Source organism: Caulobacter sp. GW822-FHT01G02, assembly GCF_058802865.1.
In genome coordinates this window covers 56,786-78,992 of record NZ_JBXAON010000007.1, presented here as the reverse complement: position 1 = coordinate 78,992, position 22,207 = coordinate 56,786, and the positions used below count along the sequence as shown (strand labels likewise).

17 protein-coding genes and 1 pseudogene are annotated in these 22,207 nt (G+C 68.6%); 11 read left to right on the top strand and 7 right to left on the bottom strand.

The window, feature by feature from the left end; translation table 11 throughout:
- The first annotated feature begins 367 nt into the window (after positions 1–367).
- The 6 genes from AC1RNC_RS19920 (at position 368) to AC1RNC_RS19895 (ending at position 8,701) form a co-directional block, all read left to right on the top strand.
- The gene (locus AC1RNC_RS19920; protein WP_492888024.1) at positions 368–1,432 is read left to right on the top strand and encodes an ATP-binding protein; all 1,065 of its coding nucleotides are present in this window, start codon (positions 368–370) and stop codon (positions 1,430–1,432) included.
- Entirely contained in the window at positions 1,429–2,100 is a 672-nt protein-coding gene (locus AC1RNC_RS19915; protein WP_492888023.1) for a response regulator transcription factor, read from the top strand. The genes AC1RNC_RS19920 and AC1RNC_RS19915 overlap by 4 nt, the downstream gene beginning before the upstream one ends.
- Before the next feature lie 103 nt (positions 2,101–2,203).
- Positions 2,204–3,043 carry a DUF3313 family protein gene (locus AC1RNC_RS19910; RefSeq protein WP_492888022.1) on the top strand — a complete coding sequence of 280 codons (840 nt, stop codon included), beginning with the start codon at positions 2,204–2,206 and terminating at the stop codon, positions 3,041–3,043.
- A 56-nt stretch (positions 3,044–3,099) separates the two neighbouring features.
- Positions 3,100–4,491 (top strand): efflux transporter outer membrane subunit, encoded by a 1,392-nt coding sequence (locus tag AC1RNC_RS19905; protein ID WP_492888021.1) that lies wholly within the window; start codon positions 3,100–3,102, stop codon positions 4,489–4,491.
- A 17-nt stretch (positions 4,492–4,508) separates the two neighbouring features.
- Positions 4,509–5,630 carry an efflux RND transporter periplasmic adaptor subunit gene (locus AC1RNC_RS19900; protein ID WP_492888020.1) on the top strand — a complete coding sequence of 374 codons (1,122 nt, stop codon included), beginning with the start codon at positions 4,509–4,511 and terminating at the stop codon, positions 5,628–5,630.
- Complete coding sequence (locus AC1RNC_RS19895) at positions 5,627–8,701, top strand: efflux RND transporter permease subunit (protein WP_492888019.1); 3,075 nt, start codon at positions 5,627–5,629, stop codon at positions 8,699–8,701. The genes AC1RNC_RS19900 and AC1RNC_RS19895 overlap by 4 nt, the downstream gene beginning before the upstream one ends.
- A 204-nt stretch (positions 8,702–8,905) precedes the next feature.
- On the opposite strand, the gene AC1RNC_RS19890 is transcribed toward AC1RNC_RS19895, so the two are convergent.
- From AC1RNC_RS19890 to AC1RNC_RS19880, 3 genes are all read right to left on the bottom strand, one after another.
- Positions 8,906–9,346 (bottom strand): VOC family protein, encoded by a 441-nt coding sequence (locus tag AC1RNC_RS19890; RefSeq protein WP_492888018.1) that lies wholly within the window; start codon positions 9,344–9,346, stop codon positions 8,906–8,908.
- Between the two features lie 213 nt (positions 9,347–9,559).
- On the bottom strand, positions 9,560–10,297 hold the full coding sequence (locus AC1RNC_RS19885; RefSeq protein ID WP_492888017.1) for a LytR/AlgR family response regulator transcription factor: 738 nt from the start codon (positions 10,295–10,297) through the stop codon (positions 9,560–9,562).
- A complete protein-coding gene (locus AC1RNC_RS19880; protein ID WP_492888016.1) occupies positions 10,294–11,400 on the bottom strand; it encodes a sensor histidine kinase in 1,107 nt (368 codons plus the stop codon). Before AC1RNC_RS19880 ends, AC1RNC_RS19885 begins: the two co-directional genes overlap by 4 nt.
- A gap of 165 nt (positions 11,401–11,565) precedes the next feature.
- On the opposite strand from AC1RNC_RS19880, the gene AC1RNC_RS19875 reads away from it, so the two are divergent.
- Positions 11,566–12,456 (top strand): aspartyl protease family protein, encoded by an 891-nt coding sequence (locus AC1RNC_RS19875; RefSeq protein WP_492888015.1) that lies wholly within the window; start codon positions 11,566–11,568, stop codon positions 12,454–12,456.
- A gap of 247 nt (positions 12,457–12,703) precedes the next feature.
- On the opposite strand, the gene AC1RNC_RS19870 is transcribed toward AC1RNC_RS19875, so the two are convergent.
- From AC1RNC_RS19870 to AC1RNC_RS19860, 3 genes and pseudogenes are all read right to left on the bottom strand, one after another.
- Positions 12,704–13,669: a HipA domain-containing protein gene (locus tag AC1RNC_RS19870; RefSeq protein ID WP_492888263.1), complete on the bottom strand. Its 966-nt coding sequence runs from the start codon at positions 13,667–13,669 to the stop codon at positions 12,704–12,706.
- A 24-nt stretch (positions 13,670–13,693) separates the two neighbouring features.
- Positions 13,694–14,008, bottom strand: a pseudogene (locus AC1RNC_RS19865) (HipA N-terminal domain-containing protein); the annotation flags it as partial.
- Positions 14,008–14,259: a helix-turn-helix transcriptional regulator gene (locus AC1RNC_RS19860; protein WP_492888014.1), complete on the bottom strand. Its 252-nt coding sequence runs from the start codon at positions 14,257–14,259 to the stop codon at positions 14,008–14,010. The gene AC1RNC_RS19860 and the pseudogene AC1RNC_RS19865, both read right to left, overlap by 1 nt.
- Positions 14,260–15,322: 1,063 nt before the next feature.
- Here AC1RNC_RS19860 and AC1RNC_RS19855 point away from each other — a divergent pair.
- Positions 15,323–16,519, top strand: coding sequence for an MFS transporter (locus AC1RNC_RS19855; protein WP_492888013.1), 1,197 nt, complete (start codon positions 15,323–15,325; stop codon positions 16,517–16,519).
- On the opposite strand, the gene AC1RNC_RS19850 is transcribed toward AC1RNC_RS19855, so the two are convergent.
- On the bottom strand, positions 16,516–17,469 hold the full coding sequence (locus AC1RNC_RS19850) for a LysR family transcriptional regulator (RefSeq protein ID WP_492888012.1): 954 nt from the start codon (positions 17,467–17,469) through the stop codon (positions 16,516–16,518). The genes AC1RNC_RS19855 and AC1RNC_RS19850 overlap by 4 nt on opposite strands.
- 151 nt (positions 17,470–17,620) lie before the next feature.
- Here AC1RNC_RS19850 and AC1RNC_RS19845 point away from each other — a divergent pair, with 151 nt between their 5' ends.
- The 3 genes from AC1RNC_RS19845 to AC1RNC_RS19835 all read left to right on the top strand — a co-directional run bounded on the left by AC1RNC_RS19845 (position 17,621) and on the right by AC1RNC_RS19835 (position 22,202).
- A complete protein-coding gene (locus AC1RNC_RS19845) occupies positions 17,621–18,400 on the top strand; it encodes a response regulator (RefSeq protein WP_492888011.1) in 780 nt (259 codons plus the stop codon).
- A 254-nt stretch (positions 18,401–18,654) separates the two neighbouring features.
- Entirely contained in the window at positions 18,655–21,711 is a 3,057-nt protein-coding gene (locus tag AC1RNC_RS19840; protein WP_492888010.1) for a sensor histidine kinase, read from the top strand.
- A 404-nt stretch (positions 21,712–22,115) separates the two neighbouring features.
- Complete coding sequence (locus AC1RNC_RS19835; protein ID WP_492837570.1) at positions 22,116–22,202, top strand: potassium-transporting ATPase subunit F; 87 nt, start codon at positions 22,116–22,118, stop codon at positions 22,200–22,202.
- Positions 22,203–22,207: the final 5 nt, after the last annotated feature.

Below are 22,207 nucleotides of genomic sequence, written 5' to 3'. Positions count from 1 at the left end.
TCTCACGCCGGCGTTCCCGACAACGCCGTCCAAGGAAGACTCGCATGCGACCTTTTGACGATCACGACCTCTTGGCGCGAAGCTGCCTCGCGCGGCGGTGGGCGGCTGAATGATCGTCCTGGCGCTGGTTCTCGTGGCGCTGGCCTTCGGCCTGCTGTTGGCCGGGCGGATCGGTCGCCGATAGGCGAGGCCGTAAAGTCTTCCGTGGCGTTCCCCCACCGGAGGCCTCGGAAGAGGTCTGCAAGACAGGGTTGCTAGACCATCTTCATGGTCCCCCTGGATCGCCGAGAAAGGTTCGTGGAAGGTTTGCGCGCCAGGTGGGCGAGGCGGAAACCCCGCCGTTCCGCGCCGCAAGGAGACTATTCCTATGCTCGACCGCCCACCGACCAAGCACAGCTCGACCCGGGAAAGCGGCCGTTCCCTGATCTGGGTGCTGTTTCAATCGGTGGTGCTGGTCACGGTCGTGGTCTTCATGGTCGTGCAGCTGTTCGACCCGAGCAAGGCCGCCATGGCCGATGCCAAGCGCGTGGACCTTGCTCACCTGGCGACCGAGATCAGCGACAACCTGCCCTGGATTCTTACCCTGATGGCGATGATGATGGCGGGCGTCTTCGCGGCGCTCCATCTGGGCCTGAGACCGCTGAGGCGGATTTCCGAGCGCGCCGGCGAGATCGGGCCGGCCACCGTCAGCCAGCGGCTGCCGCTGGAGGCGACACCGCGCGAGATCGCGCCGCTGGTCATGGCCTTCAACGCCGCGCTTGATCGCCTTGAGGCGGGCCTGCGGGCTCAGCGTGACTTCTCCGCCAACGCCGCGCATGAACTGCGGACGCCCCTGGCGACGCTGCGGGCGCAGGTCGAGAGTCTGCTGGAACCGAGCGAGCGCCGGGAGGCCATGGAGGAGTTCGACCGTCTGTCGCGCTTGATCGCCCAGTTGCTGACGCTGGCCGAGGCCGACGGCGACGCGCCGGCCAGTGTCTCCTTTGACCTGGTCGAGACGGCGCGCGAGTTCACGCGGGACATGGCCGGCGCCATCGTGGCGAGCGGCCGCACGATCGCCTTCGACAGTGCTCCCGACCATTGGGAGTGCCGCGGCGCGCCGGGCCTGGTCGAGGTCGCCTTGCGCAATCTGCTCGACAACGCCGTGCGACATACGCCGCGAGGCAGCGAGATTCTCGTCACGATCGACGTCTTCGGCCGCCTGACGGTCAGCGACGACGGGCCCGGCGTGCCCTCCGATTTCCGCGATCGCCTGTTCCAGCGGTTCAGCAAGGCCGATCCGCGTGGGGCCGGCGCGGGCCTGGGCCTCTCGGTCGTCAGCCGGATCATGACGCTGCACGGCGGCGAGGCGCGGCTGGACCCGGGGGAGGCCGGGGCGCGCTTCGTCCTCGACTTCTCCCGGCGCGGTCTCGGCGGCCGGAACACCCGTCCATGAGAGTGCTCTTCATCGAGGACAACACCAAGCTGGGCGAGGCGACCCTGAAGTCTCTCGCCAAGATCGGTTTCGCGGTCGACCTCTTCGAGACGCGCGAGGACGGCTGGCACGCCTGGCGGGTCGCACCCTATGACGTCGTTATCCTGGACATCATGCTGGCCCGCGAGAGCGGCCTGGACCTGTTGGCCAGCGCGCGGGCCGCGGGGCTGTCGACGCCGGTCCTGCTGCTGACGGCGTTAGGCAGCGTCGGCGAGCGGGTGCGCGGCCTCGACGCCGGGGCCGACGACTATCTGGTCAAACCGTTCGCGATCGAGGAACTGGTGGCGCGGCTGCGGGCCCTGAGGCGGCGGCCGTCGCCCCTGGCCGAGTCGGTCATCCGCTATGGCGACGTCGTCTACGACGCCGCCGCCCGCGAGCTGGCCGTGGGCGAGGGGCGCACGAGCCTGTCGCGGGGCGAGAGCATCGTCCTGGAGCGCTTCCTGCGATCGCCCGAGCGGGTGATCACCAAGGCGCAGCTGGGCGAGAGCCTGCATTCCCTGGAGCAGGACTACACGGAAAACTCCATCCAGGTTCACGTCCACAGGGTGCGCCGCAAACTGTCGGACCTGGGGGCGAACGTGTCGATCCGCGCCTTGCGGGGGCTCGGCTACATGGCCGTGATCATATAGCCAAGAGGGCGATGGCGATCGGCTAGCGCCATCGTCAGGCTCTGAAAGGTTGGCGGAAGTTTCGGTTTCCAGGGTGCGCGCGTCGTCACCTGGAGACCGATGAATGACCATCCTCCACCCGGCTCGCCGCCCCGCGGACCGCGCTATTGTCCTCACCGTCAGGATCGCCATGCTCGGCGCGGTCTCGGCGCTCGCCGCCTGTCAGTCGATGCCGACCGAGCGTTCCGGCTATCTTTCGAGCTACAGCGGGCTGGCCGAGGCCAAGCCCGGCAAGCGGCGCGATGAGGCCGCTTCGGAGGCGATCCGGCGGGTCTATATCGAGCCGACGGTCCTGCGGCTCAACGCCCGGACGCCGATTAAGCCGTCGGATCAGGCGATGGTGCGCCAGGAGGTCGATCGGCAGCTCTGCTATAAGCTTAGCCGTCGGTTCGAGATCGCTCCGCAGCCGGAAGAGGGCGCCGCGCGCGTACGCGCCGCCGTCGCCCACATCGCCCCCACCAACCCCGGCGGATCCGCCGCCACAGCCGCCGCCAGCTTCTTCATTCCGGTGCCGATCCTGAAGGTCAGGCCCCCGGGAATATCCGGCGGACTGGTCGCCGAGGCCGAACTCGTCGCGCCCGACGGTCGCCAGGCGGCCGTGATCACCTGGGCGAAGTCGACCGAGGGGATCAGCAACATGGATCCCTCGTTGTCGCCGGTCGGCGACGCCCTGCAGCTGTCGGAGAAGTTCGCCGACGCCGCTGGCAAGGCCTTCGCCGCCAAGGCGAGCAAGAAACACGCGGTTCCCAAGCCCGACCCCTGCGCCCGCTTCGGGCCGCGCATCGGCGCCCGCGCCGTGGGTGGGATGATCATGGGCTTCGGCACGGGGCTGTATACCCCGTCCGTGACCGGCGCCGGCCGGCCGCCCGAAGACGAGACGTCCGCCAAAGCCCCCAAGCCCTGAAGCGCCGAACGAGGGCGGCCGGCAGGCCGCCGCGCATCGCCCGGATTGATCCCGACATGAAAAGACTTGCTTGCGGCCTGGCGCTGACGCCCCTGGTCGCGCTGGGCGGCTGCGTCCTGCAGCCGGACTACCAGCGCCCGGTGATCAAGGTCACCGAGGCCTGGAGTAACACGCCGCCGTCCCCCGCGACCCCGGCCGGAGACGGCTGGTGGACGATGCTGAACGACCGGGCTGTCGATCGGCTGGTCGCCGCCGGCCTGGATGGCGGTCCCACCCTGGCCGAGGCCGCCGCTCGCCTGGATCAGGCGCGGGCGGCCCTGTCGATCCAGGACGCGGCGCGGGGACCCACGCTTTCCGCCAACGCCGGCGCACAGCGGGCGCGGGATCGCGCCGGGGGCGGCGAGGCGACGACCAGCCAGAGCACGGCGTCGGTCGGCGTCGGCCTGGCCTGGGAACTGGATCTGTGGGGCCGAGTGCGCGAGGGCGCCACCGCCGCCCGCTATCGCCTTACAGCCAGCGCCGCCGAAGCGGACGCCGCGCGGCTGTCGGTCGTCGGCGAGATCGTCGACGCCACGCTGGCGCTTCGAGCCTGCGACGCCAGGACGACTCTGCGCGACCTCGACATCGCCTCCCGGCAGGCCGAGCTGGCGGTCACGCGCGCGCGCCTGGCGGCCGGCAGCGCCCCGCCGGTGACGCTGGCGACCGCGCTGGGCGACCTGGCCGCCGCGCGCACCGATCGCATCGCCCAGGATGAAGCGTGCCGCCGGCTGGTCAACGCGCTGGCGGCGCTGAGCGGGCTGGAGGGCTCCGAGGTCAGGAGCCTGCTGGCGACCGGCGAGCCCATCGCCGCGCCGCCGCCCTTCACCCCGGCGCTGCCCGCGACCGTGCTGCTCAGCCATCCCACGGTCGTCGCGGCCGAGCGCGAGGTCGCTGCGCGATGGTCGGAGATCGCCGTGGCGCGCGCCGAAAGGCTGCCGCGCGTCGATCTGGCCGCGACGCTGAGCGGTCAGTGGATCCGGGCGCTGGGCGCCACCAGGTCCTATGGCGCGGGGGCGACGGGCCTGAACCTGGCCGGTCCGCTGCTGGACGGCGGCGCCGGGGCGGCCAGGGTGCGCGGCGCGCAGGCCCGCTACCGGGAGGCGGCAGCGCATCTGGACCTCACGGTCAGGACGCTAGCGCGGGACGTCGAGGACGCGCTAACCGCCCAGCAGTCGGCGCTGGAGCGGATCGAAACCTCGCACGACGCCCTGGGGGCGGCCACCTTCGCGCTGGAGGCCAACGCGGCCCGCTGGCGCATCGGCGCCATCGCCCAGGTGGAGCTGGAAGCCTCCCGCCGCCAATACAACCAGGCCCAGGACAGCGCCGCCGCCGCCGCCGCCGACCGGGCGCGCGCCTGGGTGGCGCTGGTTCGGACGACGGGCGCGCCGAATCCAAGAACGACCCCATGAACAAGGAAGCATCTCTGATGAGCGATCGATCGGCCGTCGCTCCGCCCATCAGGCGGCGTCTCCTCGGCCCGGTCAGCGGTCGGCTCGTCGCGGCGGCGGCGCTGTTGGCGGCGGCCGCCGCTGGATTGATCCTCTGGGCGGCGAGGGGCGACGACGCGCCCATTCCGGCGCAGGCGGTCCCCAGCCTGACGGTCTCCACGACCTCGCCCCAAAAGGTCTCCTGGCCGCGAACGGTGTCAGCCTCCGGCGTCATCGCCCCCTGGCGGGAGGCCAGCGTCGGCACGCAGATTGGCAGCTACCAGCTGGTCGAGGTGAACGCCGAGGTCGGCGATCAGGTCCGGCGCGGCCAGGTGCTGGCGCGGATCAATCCGGCCCTGTTGCGCGCCGAGGAGGCTCAGCTGCTCGCGCGCCACGACCAGGCCCAGGTCAACCGTCGTCGGGCGCTGGCGTTGCGCGCGAGCGGCGGCGTCAGCGAGCAGGAAGTGCTTGCCGCCGAGACGGAAGCCAAGGCCGCGTCCGCTCTGCTGGCCGCCAAGCGGCTGGAGCTGCGCTACACCGCCGTGCTGGCGCCCGATGACGGCGTGATCACCGCGCGCGCCGCGACGCTGGGCGCGGTCGCTCCCGCCGGCCAGGAGTTGTTCCGCATGATCCGTCGCAACCGGCTGGAGTGGCGGGGCGAGCTGACGGCCGAGCAACTGCGCGAGGTCGCCGCCGGGCAGGTCGTCACCCTTTCGCTGCCCGATGGAACCCAGGCGAGCGGCGTGGTGAGGCGGCTGGGTCCAACGATGGACGGCGCGTCCCGCCTGGGCGTGATCTACGCCGACGTCGCGGGCGGCGGCCGGGCGCTGGCTGGCATGTACGTCGCCGGAGTCATCACCGTCGGCTTGGCCCCGGCCCTGACCGTGCCGGCGCCGTGCGTCGTGATCCGTGATGGGCGCAGCTACGTGATGGTGCTCGACGAGCGCCCCGGCCGGCCCAGCGTCCGTATGCGGAGCGTCAGGACCGGACGGCGGGACGATTCCGCGATCGAGATTCTGACCGGCCTGACCGGAACCGAGCGCTTGGTGTTCGGTGGCGCGGGCTTCCTCAAAGACGGCGACGTTGTCCGCGTGGCCCACACCGAAGGATACCGCCGATGAATTTCGCCGCCTGGTCGATCCGCAATCCCATTCCGGTCATCCTGCTCTTCGTGGTGCTGTCGATCGCGGGTCTGCGGGCCTTCAATCTGCTGGCCATCCAGGACCTGCCGGACCTGTCGCCGCCGTCCGTCAGCGTCAATGCGAACCTGCCTGGCGCCACCCCCGCCCAGCTCGAGACCGAGATCACCCGGCCCCTGGAGGACGCTTTGGCCGCGGTCGACGGCGTGCGCCACGTCACGACCGTGATCAATGACGGGGCGGTCCGGATCGAGGCCAGTTTCGCGCTGGACAAGCCGCTGTCCGACGCTCTGATCCAGACCAAGGACGCGGTGGACGGCATCCGCTCGGACCTGCCCACCGACATGCTGCAGCCGACCGTCGAGGCCGTCACGTTCGGCACGGCCCCGGTGCTAATCTACGCCGTCCAGTCCTCGCGCATGGACGAGGCGGAGCTCTCGTGGTTCGTCGATGACACCCTGGGCAAGGCGATCCGCGCCGCGCCCGGCGTCGGCAAGGTCGAGCGGCTGGGCGGGGTCACCCGCGAGGTGCGCGTCACCGTCGATCCCACGCGCATGGCCGCCCTGGGCGTTACCGCCGGCGACGTCTCCCGCGCCCTGCGGCAGGTCCAGCAGCAATCGTCGGGCGGCCGCGGTCAACTGGGCGGCCAGGAGCAATCGATCCGCACCGTGGCGGTCGTCGCCCAGGCGTCCGACCTAGCGGCGCTGCCGATCGTGCTCGCTGACGGCCGCCAAGCGCGGCTCGACCAGTTGGCCAGCATCGAGGACGGCGCGGCCGAGCGCACCCAGGCGGCCTTCCTGGATGGCAAGCCCGTGGTCGCCTTTCAGGTCTATCGGGCTCGGGGCGCGGACGAGACCAAGGTCGCCAAGGGCGTCTACGCCATCCTGAACCAGCAGATGGGCAAGACGCCGGGCCTGGCCCTGCAGCCCGTCGGCGGGTCCGTCGACTACACGCTCGAGCAGTATCACGGCTCGATGTCGATGCTGTATGAAGGCGCGCTGCTGGCCGTCATCGTGGTCTGGCTGTTCCTGCGCGACGGGCGGGCCACCCTGATCGTCGCCACGGCGCTGCCGCTGTCGATTCTGCCGACCTTCGCGGCGATGTTGATGTTCGGCTATTCGCTAAACACCCTGACTCTGCTGGCCCTGGCTGTGGTCATCGGCATCCTGGTCGACGACGCTATCGTCGAGGTCGAGAACATCGAGCGCCACAGGCGCATGGGCAAGCCGGTCCGCGAGGCGACCGAGGACGCGGTGGCCGAGATCGCCATGCCGGTGATCGCCACCACCCTCAGCCTGGTCGCCGTCTTCCTGCCGACCGCGATGATGCCCGGTTTCGCTGGGCTGATCTTCAAGCCGTTCGGCTGGACGGCGGTGATCGCGGTGCTGGCCTCGCTGCTGGTCGCGCGCCTGCTGACGCCCATGCTGGCGGCCTACTTCCTGAAGGACACGGTCATGCCCGAGTCAGAGGGCGGCTGGGCGATGCGCCGCTACCTGTCGGCCGTCGACTGGTGCCTGTCGCATCCCAAGATCACCGCCGCCGCGACCGTGGCCTTCTTGGCCGGCTCGCTGGCGCTGACTCCCCTGATCCCGACCGGCTTTCTGCCGCCGGACAATCGCAGCCTCACCGAGGTGTCTGTCGAACTGCCGCCGGGCAGCGGGCTGGACGTTACGGTCGCGGTGACGGAGGACGTGCGACAGGCCCTGAGCGGCGTGGAGGGCGTGCGGGGGATCTTCGCCGCGATCGGGCGGGGAGGCGAAGACTCCGGCGGCGTGCCTGAGGTGCGTCGCGCCACCTTGACCCTCAGCCTGGCGCCCCGCGAGCACCGCCCAACCAAGACGGCTATCGAGGCGACGATCGGGGAGCGGCTCAAGGCGGTCCCGGGCGCTCGGTTTGCGGTCGGCGACGGCGGCGGCGGCCGGTTGGACCTGATCCTGGCGGGCGACGACCCACGGGTGCTGCAGGCGACCGTCCAGCGCCTCGAACGCGAGATGCGGACCATCCCCGGTCTGTCGAACATCAACTCGACGGCCAGCCTAGAGCAGCAGGAGATCGTCATCCGGCCCGATCCGCAACGGGCGGCGGAACTCGGCGTCACGGCCGAGGCCGTTGGCGAGACCGTCCGGATCGCGACAAGCGGGGACTTCGACGCCCAGGTCGCGCGGTTGAACCTGGAGACGCGGCAGCTCTTCATCCGTACCCGGATCGCCGACGCGGCGCGGCGCGATCCGACGACGGTCGGCGCGCTGCGGGCAGCCGGGCGGAGCGGACCGGTGTCGCTGGCCAGTATCGCCGACATCTCGGTCGAGAGCGGTCCCTCGCGGATCGACCGCTTCGATCGCCGCCGGCACGTGACCATCACCGCCGACATGAACGGCGTGCCGCTGGGCGAGGCGATGGCGCGGGTCAATGCACTGCCGGCGGTCCAGGCCATGCCCTCGGGCGTATCCCTGATCCCGGCGGGCGGGGCCGAGATGGGCGAGGAGCTGGGCGTCGGGTTCGTCACCGCCCTGATCGCTGGCGTGCTCTGCATCTACTGCGTGCTTGTGCTGCTGTTCCGAGACTTCCTGCAGCCGGTCACCATCCTGTCGGCGCTGCCGCTATCGATCGGCGGGGCCTTCGTGGCGTTGCTGCTGGCGCGCAGCTCGCTCAGCATGCCGGCCATGATCGGCCTCGTGATGCTGATGGGGATCGTGTCGAAGAATTCGATCCTGCTGGTCGAGTACGCGCTGGTCGGCATAAAGGACAAGGGGCTGTCGCGACGGGCGGCGCTGGTCGACGCCTGTCACAAACGCGCCCGTCCGATCATCATGACGACCGTTGCGATGGTCGCCGGCATGGCGCCGATCGCGCTGGGCTTCGGCGCCGACGCCAGCTTCCGCCAGCCTATGGCGATCGCGGTGATCGGCGGCCTCCTGACCTCCACCTTCCTCAGCCTGCTGGTCGTGCCGGTGGTCTTCACCTTCGTGGACGGGTTCGAGCGGCGGATGCGCCAATTGTTTATTCGGCCGTCCATACGGGTATTCTCGACACGAGAAGAACGTGAAGCATAGCGGCCGCAAGCGTCCGATTTCGGCCATACCGACTGGGTCCGCTCACGTCCGGCTCGCGGACCGAACTAAGCTCCGCAAGGCGGCGATCTCGGCCGCCGTCGCCCCGACACTGAAGATCGAGTTTCTGGAGACAAGCCAACGTTCGTTCCTGGCGCGCTTGGACCCTTGGGGTTGCCGGCGAGGAGCACCAGGGCGTGCTTGTGCCTAGATGCCTTGCGGTGGACGACCGTGGCGTTTCACCTTTTCCAGAAAGTACATGCCCTCGAGCTTGAGCCCGTCCGGGTCAAGGAAGAAGACAGCGTAATAGCCCTCGCCGTAGCTTGGATAGGCGGCTGGTGGGTCAACCACGGTGACGTTCTCCCGCTGGAGAAAGGCTCCGAGCTCGTCCACCTCCTCGCGGGCGCCGAGCTCGAAGGCGTAGTGATGGTAACCGATGTCGCCGGTGCGATGGGGCCGGGCGCGGCCTTCGGCGTCCGCCTCGGTGATCCAGAACATGGTCACGCCGTTGTTCCATCCGACCGTGCGGTCGAACTCCCACTCGCGCACGAAACCCAAGAAGGTCAGCAATCGGTCGTAGAAGCGACGCGAAACCTCCAAGTCGCTCACCCGGATGGCGAGATGGTCGATTCCAACAACTCTGGCCATGGCGCGTTCCTCGACGAGGCGGCAGCATGGACGCCAAAGGGCGGTCCAAACAATCTCCGATCTCTTCGTGAAACGAATGTCGTGTTTCTGGACCGGTAGGAGAGTCCGGTTATGGCGCGACTTAGCCGGCTACGCAGACCTCCGGACCGCCCCGGGCAGGGGCAACCGTCGCCGCCGCCGCCGGCAATCGAACGTCTGGTTGGGCGCCCGCGCTCAGGAAAATGCGTTGGAAACGGCGCGCAGATAGGTGGGGCCGACCGGCACGACGACGTCGTCGGCCAGCAACAGCAAGGCCCCCCCAACGGTGGTCCGCTGCACCGCGACGACAGCGCTGGGGCGCACGAAGGCCGAGCGGTGCACCCGCATCATCTGACCCGGGGGCAGACGATCCTCCAGCGCGGTCATCGTGGCTCGCAGCAGGTGACTGCGTTCGGCGGTGTGCAGCAGCACATAGTCGCGGGCCGCCTCGATCCATTGCACCTGGGCGAGGGGGAGGCGACGCAGGCCATCGCGCGTGTCTATCCAGAAGTCGTGGGCGGCCGGCGGCGGAGGCGTCGGCTCGGCCGACTGGCGCGCGTCCGGCGCGCGGCGGCGGCGCGCGCGCTCCACCGCCTGACGCAGCCGGTCCAATCGCAGAGGCTTGAGAAGGTAGTCGGCGGCCTCGAGATCGAAGGCGTCGACGGCGTGCTTCTCGAACGCCGTCAGGAAGATGATCTGCGGACGCTTTTCGGACGGCAGTTCGGCGGCCACGCCGAGGCCCGACCGCCCGGGCATCTGAATGTCCAGCACCACGAGGTCTGGGCGCAGCGCCAGGATCTTCTCAAGCGCCTCGCCGCCATTGCGCGCCAGGCCGACAATCTCCACGCCGCCAAGGTCGCGAAAGGCGAACTCCAGACGCTCGAGGGCCAGGGGTTCGTCGTCGGCCAGCACCACGCGCATCGGACTGGTCATGGGGTCTCCTCGGCTCGCATCCGGGCCATGGGAAATCGAAGCGTGGCGCGATAGCCGCCTTCGTCCTGGGTCACCGTCAGGGCGGCGCGCTCACCGAACAGGAGGGCCAGCCTGTCACGCACGTTCGCCAGGCCCACGCCTAGCCCCGGGGCGACGACGGGACGCCCGGGCGCGAGGTCGCCGTCGTCGGACACGGCAATGACCAGCAGCCCGGCCTCGGCCCGGGCGGCGAGGGTGACCGTGACCAGGCGTTCGGCCGGAGCGACGGCGTGCTTGATGGCGTTCTCGACAAGCGGCTGCAGGATGAAGTCGGGAACCAGGACGTCGCCAAGATCCGGCGGACAGTCATAGGCCACCCTGAGCCGATCGGGAAACCGCACCGCTTCCACCTCCAGATAGGCCTCGATGACCGACAGTTCGTGCTCCAGGGCGCCCAGGCCGGAGGTCGGTTCGGCCAGGGTGGCGCGCAGAAAATCGGCCAGCCTGGTCAGCATCCGCTCGGCTTGCGCCGTTCGCTGGGTGACGATCAGGCTGTTGATCGCGTTCAGCGTATTGAACAGGAAGTGCGGGTTGATCTGGAAGCGCAGAGCCGAGAGCTGGGCCTGGACCGCTTCCATGCGGGCCTCGATCAGCCGGCGCTCCTGCCGGCGCTGCTCGATCGACCACAGCACGGTCAGGGCCGAGGCTCCGAAGGCGCCGTAGAGCAGCAGATAGACGAAGATCCGCGTCTCGACCGCCAGCCGCATGACGAACACCATGTACCAGCGGTTCGAACCCACCACGGCGTGGTTGGCGGGGGCCCGGAGCAGGGCGGTCAGGCCCAGGTCGACGACCAGGTGTATTCCCAGGGCCAGAGCGACCGCCGCCGAAAAGCCCAGCGCGCCCGAGGCCCGTCCGCCCAGCGTCCATCGCGCGCCCAGCCGCCAGAGTCCCACGCAGGCCAGGGCGCCCCAGGTCGACGAAAGGAGAATGTTGAGGGCGGCTGCGGCGCCGTGCTGGGACTCCAGCGCGTTGACGGCCAGCATGGTCCCCGCGCCCACGCCCCAGATGGTTCCGGACAGGACAAGCCCTCCGGAGGGCGGGTTCGGCGAGGTCGGCGTCATGCTTCATCCTAGCGCGGCGCACAGGCGGGGGACCTGGTGTTCGTCGAGATTTCGTCGCCCGGACGATTGGTCGTCGCCGCTTGGCCGATTGGTCGAACGCCCCGCGACGTCGGGAGCGGGCGACGCCCAGGATCCGGAAGTCCTAAGACTTCCCGGAGCCTGACCATGCGTGTTCCCAGCGTTCTCGCCGCCGTGTGCGTCGCCTTTCACGCCTTCGCGCCCGCCATTGCCCTGGCCGACGGGAAGGCGGTCGTGGCGACGCTGCCCTCGACGCCTCATCGCGGCATGCCCCGGGTGAACATCATGCTGAACGGCAGGGGCCCCTACGCCTTCGCCATTGACACCGGCGCGCCGGGCCGAGTGATCATCGACCCCAAGGTGGTCGCCGAGCTGGGCCTGCAGAAGGTCGGCGAAGAGATGATGAGCGACGGCTCCGAGAACAATCAGTACCCTACGCCGATCTATGGGATCGACTCCCTGACCTTTGGAGCCAAGACCTTCTCGTCGCTGACGGGCGTTGTCGTCGACATGGGGCGCTGGGGTTCGACGGTGTCGGGCATGTTCGGCATGGAGGTCTTCAAGGACCATGTCCTGGTGCTGGACTACGCCGCCGATCAGGTGTCGATCGAAGAGGGGCCCCTGCCGCCGGCGGACGGGGTTTCCCGGTTCGACGTGGTCATCCGTCCCGATGGCATGATCGAGCTGCCGCTCACCGTGGCGGGCCAGGCCGTGAACGCGGTCCTGGATACGGGCAACACGATCAAGTCGGGTTTCTCGGCGCCGGACGGACTGGCCGCCAAGCTGCGCCGCGACGAGGGTGTGGTCTCGGGAACCGCCCGCACGGTGACCAACAACATCACCCTGCGCACCGCCGAGCTGGCCGGTCCGGTCACGCTGGGGCCGAACACGCTGCCGGTGACCCATGTCAACTATCCGACTCCCGGCGGCTACGAGGCGATCCTGGGATCGGCCGCCTTGCGCGGGGCGCGGCTGAAGGTCGACCAGACCTCGCGGCGCATCGAGATCACCTGGCCGAGCGCAAAGCCGGCGAACTAGGTAGACCGCTAGATCACAGACCCATAAACGGGATTCCTCAAAAAAAGCGGCGGGGCTGATTCAAATCTCTTGCGACTGGATTTGAATGGCGTGGTCCGATCTGGCGGATTTCGAAGCGGTCGCTGAGGCGCTAGCGCATCAGCCCGCCAGCTTCAACACTGTCCGAGTGCACGGCGCGCCTCCACCGAACGTCCGGCTCCTGGAGGCGCGCCAACGGCAGCAAATGGCGCGTCTCGGAAATTCCTGACTAGCCTCGTCGCACGATCTGAAGACGAGCGTGAACTCCGCCGAAGATGGAAGCGGAAAGACCTGCCGGCAGATCCGCCGGCAACTCAGCTTCCACAGCTTCGAACGCTGCAGGAATTCGCTCGCTCAGCTCTTCGAAAATCGCCTCCACCGTCCTCTCTCCTATCCCCGCACGCCGCGCGGTCTGGACGAAATGACGAGGCATGATCGAGCTCACGCCGTAGTGGCGGTTGTCGCCGACAGCCATCGAGAGCTTGTACTGGTTGCGGCGAACCTGGCCGGCGTCGACCAAGGGCTGAACGGACAGAATGTCGTAGAGCGGCGTCAGCCGGTAGCGGCCGCCAGGGCCGAGGGCGACGCTGAAGTTCTTGGCGTGGCCGTCCGTGGCGCCGAGGAGCCAGAACCAGATGTTGGCCTTCAGGAAGGTGGTCTGGTCCGCGGCGGGATTATCGCTGCCGGATAGGAGGCGCAGAATCTTCTCGATACCTGGGCCGCCGTGCGCCTCGTACTTGATGGCCGGCGGCGTGGAGAGGGCCTGGCACATGTCCTCTTGAGGCAAGCGCAGCAGGCGACCATCCTGCGCCCATCGGCGGTCGAAGCGCTCGACGACCAGAGCGCGGCTACCATCGAAATCTGCGATCTCGACGTCGGCGACCGGCAGGCCGATCGCCTTGGTCAGCTTCATGCAGAGATATTCGTTCTCGACGCTTTGGGAGAGATCGACGCCATTGGTCGGGCCGATCTGCGGCTTGAGGATATGGGTCGTCGGCGTCGTGCTGGTCGGCGCCCACCAGGCGCCGTCTTTGAAGAGTAGTGCGGTCTTTTCCTGTGCGCCGGCCAGCGAGATCCGGAAGCTGGCGTCCTCGGTCAGGCCGAGAGGCGCGCTGGCCAAGTCGCCGAGCAGGGCGCCGACCTGAGTGGCGTCGAGCCGGACGCCATCGACGCCGCCGGCGGGGCCGGGGTCCATGTCGGCGGGCAAGAACTGGAGAGCACCGACGCAGTCGCGCCCGATCGCGCCAAGCAGGCTGAAGGCGTCGATGCCGTCTGCTCGCACCCGAGCGGCCAGGGTGCGCCGGATGTCGTCACTATCGGGAAGCAGATTGTCGAACACCGCCACGACTGGCGAGCCGATATAGCGCTCCTCGCGCAGCGGAAGCGACAGCGAGACGGGGATGGCCGGCGCCCAGGCCAACCATTCGGGGTCGTAGGTGAAGTTGATGGCGCCAGAAGCTTCCTGGCGCAGCCGACCGACGAGCCGGCTGTTGAGGAAGACGTTGAGCGGGGCGTGGCGGGCGCGACGGGCCATCAGAACAACGCCTCAATGTCTGCGCTGCTGCCACTGGAGCGAGGGCGGACCACGAGTTCCAGGTTGAGGGCCGCCAGGGCGTCGAGCAGCGTCGTCAGCTTGGTATCGACCTCGCCGCTTTCGAGCGCGGAAACTGTCGCTTGGCGCAGATGGATCCGCTGGCCAAGCTCGGCTTGCGAAAGGCCAAGATGTTTCCGCCTCCGACGCAGAGCTGCGCCAAGCTGTGTGGAGGTTCGGGCGATCTGGTCCATCACATGCGCTCCAGCGTATGAAGTCTGCATATACGCCAGGGCGAATAAAACGGCAATATGCGTCTTGGCGTATGAAATCGTTTTATGCGCTAAGGCGTATGTGGGGACTTATTGAGGCCGGTGAATGTTCGATCGCTACACCGAGTTCAGCCAAGAAAGCTCCGGCTCCAGCGCGCAGGCGATCGGCTGAAAACTGGAGGGGGCAGACGATCGTCTTGTCGCTCTCCCGCCAGGAAGCGGGATCGAGGTAGCTCCTCGCGCCTTCCTCGCCAATTGCTCTCACAACCGCCGCTCTCACGTCGCTATCTGCAAATCCTCGCCAACGCGCGAAAGCGCTCGGGTCGGTTGTCTTGCCGCAGAGCCGGGTGTGGTTCGTGATGGGGCGATCGGATGTTCGCCGCCTCGGACGGGGCCTGACTGGAGGCGCCGCTTGGGGGAGGGGGGTAATAGGGTTCAAGAAGGGTTGGGCGGACACGGTTGTCCGGTTTCACGGCCTCGTTCGTCCGGTTTTCGTTCTCATAGGCGGACACGAGCGTCCGCTTTTCCAGCGCGCCATTTCCAGCTTCTGTACGAATGGGGCGGACTTCATGCGCGTCGGTGGCGACCTCGGCGCCCGTGGAGGGCTGGGCAGGTTCCTTCAGAAGCGCGCGGTAGAAGTTCGCCTTACCGCGTCCTCGCGAGACCTCGACCACGAGGTGGCCCAAGCTCACCAGCTCGGTGGTTGCGCGCCATTTTCTCAAAATAATTTCAAATAGATAGTTTGGACTGACCAGCGATTTCCTGCTGCGGACGGCTGTATCGCGCGGGGATTGAAGGCGGCCGATCCCACTCTACGCGGGGATGGGCGGCTCCCGTTTTTCGTCAAAGCCGCTTCGCGCGATCTTTTCGGCGCCGCCTTATGTCGGGCGCCCGGATGAGGGCATGGCTACGCGAAGCCGGGCATGCCGGATGGGTCGCGTCGACTTTTGCGCAGTACGCAAAGAAGAACGGCGAATTGGTTCAATTATCTTCTTCCGGATCGGCGCTAGATAGTTCCGCAGGCCTCATGCTGGAGATTTTTGCCGTGCCCAACCTCCTCGACGCACCGGCCCGTAAAGGCCTGTCATCCTTGATGACCTTCGCGATGTCCGCCGCCGCCGGCGTCGCGGTCGCCAACATCTATTACAACCAGCCCATGCTGGGGCTGATCGAGCAGGATCTTCCCGGCCCTCTGACCGGCCTGATCCCGACCGCCACGCAGCTGGGTTACGCCGCCGGACTTTTCCTGCTGGTCCCGCTGGGCGACATCATCGACCGGCGCAAGCAGATCGGCGTCCAGTTCGTCGTCCTGGCCCTGGCCCTGGTGCTGGCGGCCCTCGCCCCCAGCGCGGCCCTGGTCGTGCTCGCGTCCCTGGCGGTGGGCCTGGCCTCGACGGTCGCCCAGCAGATCGTGCCCTTCGCCGCGCATCTGTCCTCGCCCGAAAAGCGCGGGGCGACGGTGGGAACGGTGCTCTCGGGCATCCTCACCGGCATCCTGCTCAGCCGCACGCTCGCCGGCTTCGTGGCCACGCATTTTGGCTGGCGCGAGATGTTCTGGCTCGGCGCGCCGATGGCCCTGATCGCCGGAGCGATCATGTTCATGACGCTGCCCCGCGTGGCGCCCGATTCCAAGCTCGGCTACGGCAAGCTCCTGGCCTCGATCGGCGACCTCTGGAAAGAGTTTCCCGCCCTGCGGCTGGCCGCCTTCACCCAGGCCCTGATCTTCGCGGCGTTCACGGTGTTCTGGACGGTTCTGGCCTTCCGGCTGCAGTCGCCCGCCTACCATCTGGGCGCGGATGTGGCCGGCCTTTTCGGCGTCGTCGGGGCGGTGGGCATCTTCGCCGCGCCCCTGGCCGGCCGGTTCGCCGACAGGCGCGGCCCCAAGCCCGTGGTGGTGCTCGCCTCGATCCTGATCCTGGTCTCCTGGGTGCTGTTTGGCGTCTGGACCTCGGTGGCGGGCCTGATCGTCGGCGTCATCGTGCTCGACTTCGCCATGCAGTCGGCCCTGGTCTCCAATCAGCACATCGCCTTCGCGCTGCGTCCCGAGGCGCGGGCGCGTCTCAACACCGTGCTGATGGGCTCGATGTTCCTGGGCGGCGCCTTCGGCTCCGCGGCCGGTTCCGCGGCCTGGCAAGCCGGCGGCTGGACCGCCGTGACGGCGCTGGGCGTGGCTCTGGGCGTCCTCAGCACCGCCCTGCAGGCGCTCGGCTTCAGCCGTCGCGTCCGCGCGGCGCGCTCCTAGCTGGAGAGGGCGTCTTCGGCGGTGGACGCCGGAACGCCCCGATCCCAATAGGCCGGCGCGCCGATGTGGCGCGCCAGGGCGTCCAGAAAGCAGGCGACCTTCTTGACGCCGCGACGGTTCGGCGGATAGGCGGCCCAGATCGCGCCTTCCTCGGCGTTCGGGCTGGCGGTCCATCCGTCCAGGACCGGAACCAGAGCCCCCGTGGCGATATCGCCGCCGATCAGCCAGGTCGGGAGGAGGGCCAGGCCGACGCCGCCGAGCGCGGCTTCCCGCAGGACCTCCGAGCCGCTGGAGCGCAGCGGCCCCCTGACCGCCACCTTCTCGCGCCTGCCGCCCCGCGCCAGGGTCCAGGTGCTGTCGCCGTTGAAGTACTCGTAGATCAGGCAGCTGTGACTCATCAGGTCGGCTGGCGTGCGCGGCGCTTCATGTTCGGCGAGATAGGCGGGGCTGGCGCAGACCGCCCGCCGATGCGGCGCGAGCTTGCGGGCGATCAGGCTGGAGGTGCTCATCGCACCGAGCCGCACGGCCACGTCAATGCGGTCCTCGACGAGATTGCTGACGGCGTCGGTGGCCAGCACCTCCAGGCGTAGCTCGGGATATCGCCGCAGGAAGGCCGGCAGCATCGGGGCGACGTGGAGCCGCCCGAACGCGACGGGCAGTGTCAGCCGCAGAAGCCCGCTCGGCGGCCCGCCGCGCTCGCTCACCGTCCGGTCGGCGTTGTCGAGTTCATCGAGGATCCGGCGGGCCTCGTTGAGATAGAGGGCGCCGGCGTCGGTCAGGGTGACGTTGCGGGTCGACCGGTTGAGGAGAAGCGTCCCCAGGTGCGCCTCGAGCGCGTTGACCTGCCGTGTCAGGGACGAGGGCGCAACGCCCAATCGTCGGGCGGCCGGCGCGAAGCCGCCATGTTCGACGACCGTGACGAAGGCGCTGAGGGTCGCGAACCTGTCCATGTCTCACCTTTGCGTCAGTCGCAAGCAAGGTCCCGATATTGACCGGATCGCACGGGAAACTGTCTATAATGATCAGGGTCCGTTCGGGAAGGCGCTGGCCTCTCGGTCGGAAGAAGGTTTCAGGCGCTCATGGCTTCGTTGGCGCTGCGACATGCGCGAAATGCGGCGGCTCTCGCGCGAAGACGTCGGTCGTCCTCCCGGCAAAGCTCCGAACGGGTGTCCCCCCGATGACCCTTTCGATATCGCCAAGGCCCGGGACCCGGCTAAATGGATGCGGGCGTTTTCGGCGAAAGGCGGGGTGATGGCGATCGGCGAGAAGATCTCGGTCCTCATCGTGGATGATCACCCCATGCTGCGCGAAGGCGTCGCCGCCGTGCTTGGCGGTGAAGAGGACATGGCCGTCGCCGGGGAGGCCACGAACGGGGTCGAAGCCGTGGCGCGGTTTGCTGAACTGCGACCCGACATCGTGCTGATGGACCTGCAGATGTCCGGCCTCGACGGGGTGGCCGCGATCAAGGCGATCCGCGCGGAAGCGTCCGACGCCAGGATCATCGTGTTGACGACCTATTCAGGCGACGCTCAGGCGCTCCGGGCGCTGAAGGCTGGCGCGAGCGGCTACCTCCTCAAGAGCAGCCTGCGCCGCGAGCTGATCGACACCATCCGCACTGTCCATGCCGGTCGCCGCCACATCCAGCCCGAAGTGGCGCAGGAGATCGCCGTTAACGCGGCGGGCGATGCGCTGAGCGAACGCGAGATCGACGTTCTGCAGTGCGTGGCGGCGGGACAGGCCAACAAGGAGATCGCCCGCGCGCTCTCGCTCTCCGAGGATACCGTCAAGGGGCATCTACGCAGCATCTTCAACAAGCTCGACGTCGATGACCGCACCCAGGCCGTCACGGTCGGACATCGCCGTGGGATCATCCAGATCTGAGCCGGCGGCCCGTCATTTCGACGGGCGAATGACCCGAAGCCCGTCAGGGTGCCGTCGATCGAACAGGCGTCGTCACCGATGAGGCAAAGCGCGGGGATGCGCTTGCGGAACGAGCAATGGCCAGGCGCCTGCGGCGTCCACGGCGCGATCAAGGGCGCCACGGACGCGAACCTCGTCTATTTGTCGTCCGGCGAGCGTCGATTCACAAGGTCGTCGCGGGAGCTAGGATTGCATCGCGCCTGGGGACGTTCGACGTGGGGCTGGATTCAAAACGCATCGGACTGATCGCCGCCACGGCGTTGATCGCCCAAGCCGCGAGCCCGGCTCGCGCGCTCGATCCCGCGCGCGGCCTGGGCCAGTACACCCATACGCGATGGACCTCGGACAACGGCGCGCCCACCGAGGTGCGCGTCGTCACCCAGACGCCCGATGGCTTTCTCTGGATGGGCGCCGACGACGGCCTCTATCGCTACGACGGCGTCGCCTTCGAACGCGTCGTCCTCCCCAATCCCAAGCATGGGCACGGGTCGGGCGTGAACGCCCTGCTGGTGACCAGGGCAGGCGCGTTGGTCGTGGGTTTCGACCTTGGAGGCGTCGGACTCTACGACAAGGGACGGTTTTCCTATCTTGAGCATCGTCGCATCCGCGCGACCATCCGTGCGCTGGCCGAGGACCGTCAGGGCGCGATCTGGGTGGCGACGGGAAGCTCCGGGACCCAGCTGGCGCGCTATCGGAACGGGGCTTGGCGGTTCGTTGGTCGCGACGAGGGCCTACCCTCGGGAATCGTCACCGGTCTCCATGTGGATCGCGCCGGCGTGCTTTGGCTCAGCATGGACCATTGGCTGGGCTATCTGCCGCCGGCCGAAGGCAGAATTCGCACCGTCGCCACCCAGGTCGGGCTTGGGCCGGGCCTGGCCGAGGACGGGGACGGCAAGCTGTGGATTTCCGATTCCCTCGGCGTGCGCCGCTTTTCCGATCCGCGCGCCGGCCGTATCGCGTCCGGCGCGCGCTTCGCGATCGGCACGGCCTCGCGCTGGAACCATGTCATCTTCGACAGAGACCAGAACCTTTGGGGCGGCGGGTTCGGCGCCGGGCTCTTTCGTGTCCGCGCCTTGGCGGCCGGCAAGGACGTCGAGGCCGATTCGAAGCCGACCGAAGCCTTTCCGGCCAAGGCGGGCCTCACGGGCGATGTGGCCTGGTCGGTCTTCGAAGACCGGGAAGGCAATATCTGGGTCGGCACCAACGGCGGACTCGATCGCTTTCGCCACGCCAATGTCATCCGCCAGCCGCGCGTCGGCGCCGACTCGCCCGACGGCTACAACGTGGCGGCGACGCGCGGCGGCGCGGTCCTGGTCAGCGATCGCGGCGTCCTTCTGAAGGCCGAGCCGGGTCAAAGCCTCAAGCCCTGGCTGGAAGACATCGACCCAGGGGCCGTTTGCGAGTCGCCGGACGGGACGCTGTGGGTCATCGGCGCGCGAGGGGAGGGCCGGTCCGGACAGATCTATCGCGTCAAGGACGGGCGACGCTCCGAGCTCAGGCCGCCCTCGCCGGTGTCCAGGTCATCGACCTGTTCGGTGGACGACAACGGCGACTTTTGGGTCACGGCCTACGACCAGCCCGCCCAGCGCTTCGATGGGCGTGGCTGGCGCGCCTACGCGACCGAAGAAGCGCCGGGCTTCAGTTCGGTGGTCGCGACCGGGGCGGGTCGGGTGGTGCTTGTGCGGGGGCGACGGCTCTTCGAAGCGGACGCCTCGGGTCTCAAGCCCCTGGACTACGGCGCCGATCGGTTCTTCCCGGGCAACATGGTCCAGGTCTGGCGGGATCACGCGTCCACCGTCGTCGTTTCCAGCAACGGCCTCACCCGACGGGACGCGGGCGGGCTCAGGTTCCTCAGTGACGATCGCTTCCCGTGGCTGGAAGACGTCAACGGTCTGGCGCGCCAGACGGCTGGCTCGACCTGGATCATGGCCAAGGGCGGTGTGACGCGCGTGGGGTCCCAGGACCTGGATCGCGCCTTCACTGATCCTGGATTCACGCCCGCGACCCGAACCTTCACGCGCCTGGACGGCCTGGTCGGCTCTGGAACGGGAGCGCTGGACCGGGCGGTCGCGGTCGGCGGGGACGGTCGTGTCTGGCTGGCGACGACCTCGGGCGTCTTCGCGATCGACGCCAACCATCTCTATCGAAACCTTCTCCCGCCGCCGGTCAGCATCACCGCCCTGACGGTGGACGGCAAGACGATCAAGGATCCCAGGGACGTCGTGCTGGCGAAGGGCGCGCGGTCTCTCCAGATCGACTACGCCGCCTTGAGTTTGACCATGCCCGAACGGGTGAGATTCAAATACAGGCTGGAGGGCGTCGACCGTGGCTGGATCGACCCCGGCGCGCGCCGGCAAGCCTTCTACACGAACCTGAAGCCAGGCCGGTACCGCTTCCTGGTCAAGGCGGCCAACAACGACGGAGTCTGGAACGAGGACGGCGCGATGCTCAAAGTTGAGCTTCCGCCGACCTTCCTGCAGAGCAAGCTCTTCCTGGCGCTCTCGGCGCTCTTGCTCCTGAGCCTCGCCTGGCTCGGCTACAGGCTGCGCCTGCGCCAGGTGTCCGAACGCATCCGACTGCGCCTGCAGGACCGCCTGGCCGAGCGCGAGCGCATCGCCCGCGAACTCCACGACACCCTGTTGCAGGGCGTTCAGGGCCTGATGCTGAAGTTCCAGGCCGCCAGTCGGCAAGTGCCCATGGATCTGCCGGCGCGCGGACAGCTCGAGACGGCGCTGGACCGGGCCGAGGACATCATGGTCGAGGCCCGCGAGCGCGTAAGAAGCCTGCGTTCCGCGTCGGGCGACAACCTGGCCATGACCCTGGCCGCGGTCGCCGAGCGCACCGATCCCGATCGCTCGGTGGAGACCACCGTCATCACCGCGGGCGCCGAGCGAGCTCTGCATCCGGTGGTCGCCGACGAGATCGAGAAGATCGTCGGCGAAGCCCTGTTCAACGCCTATCGCCACGCCGACGCCAAGACGGTGGTTGTGGAGATCGCCTACGGCGCGCGCGAACTCAGCGTGCGCGTCCGTGACGACGGCGTGGGGATCGACCAGGCCGTGCTCGACGCGGGCGGTCGCGACGGCCACTACGGCCTGACCGGCATGCAAGAGCGGGCCGCGAAGATCCAGGGAACCCTGGCGGTCCGCGGCCGCGCCGGCGTGGGCGCGATGGTGGAGCTGGCCGTCCCGAGCTCGGTCGCCTATGCGGCCGGGCGGCGCGCCTGGAGAGGTTTCTGGAGGCCCGGCCGGTCCGACGGCGTCGAGCCCTGAGAGTCGGCGACCCCAAGCCCGGCGCCCGGGTCGACCAGCGCCGTGGCGTCTCCAAAGACGAGGTCTGGATCGTGAGGCGTCGTCCGCCCCGTATCGGGCCGACAGCGCGGCCGGCGCGCGATTCCGGCCCCTTCGACCTCCCGCCGAGGGCCGTAAGCGATCCATACGGAAGTCGGGCGGTTTGGCGGGATCGGCATAAGGCTAGCGCAAGTCTCCGACCCGACCTTTATGCGGCGCTTACGTACAGCTCCTAATTCCCGAATGGAGCCCTTACGCGCCTCCATGGTCTGTTCCGCGCAACTTAGCAGGAGGCTGTCCATGGCCGATCTTATTTTCCTGGTGCTGGGGACGGGGCTGTTCGTGGCCTTCGCCGCCTTCGCCACCGCGTTGAGGCGCCTGTGACCATGCTGGTGAGCGCGCTTTGGGGAGCCGGGGCGATCGTCGTCGCGGTCTACATGGTCGTGGCGATGCTGCGACCGGACAAGTTCTGACGGAT

Excerpts from the sequence above, each read along its gene's own strand:
- AC1RNC_RS19905 (WP_492888021.1), top strand. The coding sequence starts at position 3,100 with ATGAAAAGACTTGCTTGCGGCCTGGCGCTGACGCCCCTGGTCGCGCTG.
- AC1RNC_RS19845 (WP_492888011.1), top strand. The coding sequence starts at position 17,621 with ATGCGCGAAATGCGGCGGCTCTCGCGCGAAGACGTCGGTCGTCCTCCC.
- AC1RNC_RS19920 (WP_492888024.1), top strand. The coding sequence starts at position 368 with ATGCTCGACCGCCCACCGACCAAGCACAGCTCGACCCGGGAAAGCGGC.
- AC1RNC_RS19890 (WP_492888018.1), bottom strand. The coding sequence starts at position 9,346 with ATGGCCAGAGTTGTTGGAATCGACCATCTCGCCATCCGGGTGAGCGAC.
- AC1RNC_RS19870 (WP_492888263.1), bottom strand. The coding sequence starts at position 13,669 with ATGGACCCCGGCCCCGCCGGCGGCGTCGATGGCGTCCGGCTCGACGCC.
- AC1RNC_RS19900 (WP_492888020.1), top strand. The coding sequence starts at position 4,509 with ATGAGCGATCGATCGGCCGTCGCTCCGCCCATCAGGCGGCGTCTCCTC.
- AC1RNC_RS19875 (WP_492888015.1), top strand. The coding sequence starts at position 11,566 with ATGCGTGTTCCCAGCGTTCTCGCCGCCGTGTGCGTCGCCTTTCACGCC.
- AC1RNC_RS19895 (WP_492888019.1), top strand. The coding sequence starts at position 5,627 with ATGAATTTCGCCGCCTGGTCGATCCGCAATCCCATTCCGGTCATCCTG.
- AC1RNC_RS19880 (WP_492888016.1), bottom strand. The coding sequence starts at position 11,400 with ATGACGCCGACCTCGCCGAACCCGCCCTCCGGAGGGCTTGTCCTGTCC.
- AC1RNC_RS19915 (WP_492888023.1), top strand. The coding sequence starts at position 1,429 with ATGAGAGTGCTCTTCATCGAGGACAACACCAAGCTGGGCGAGGCGACC.
- AC1RNC_RS19885 (WP_492888017.1), bottom strand. The coding sequence starts at position 10,297 with ATGACCAGTCCGATGCGCGTGGTGCTGGCCGACGACGAACCCCTGGCC.
- AC1RNC_RS19850 (WP_492888012.1), bottom strand. The coding sequence starts at position 17,469 with ATGGACAGGTTCGCGACCCTCAGCGCCTTCGTCACGGTCGTCGAACAT.
- AC1RNC_RS19860 (WP_492888014.1), bottom strand. The coding sequence starts at position 14,259 with ATGGACCAGATCGCCCGAACCTCCACACAGCTTGGCGCAGCTCTGCGT.
- AC1RNC_RS19910 (WP_492888022.1), top strand. The coding sequence starts at position 2,204 with ATGACCATCCTCCACCCGGCTCGCCGCCCCGCGGACCGCGCTATTGTC.
- AC1RNC_RS19835 (WP_492837570.1), top strand. The coding sequence starts at position 22,116 with ATGCTGGTGAGCGCGCTTTGGGGAGCCGGGGCGATCGTCGTCGCGGTC.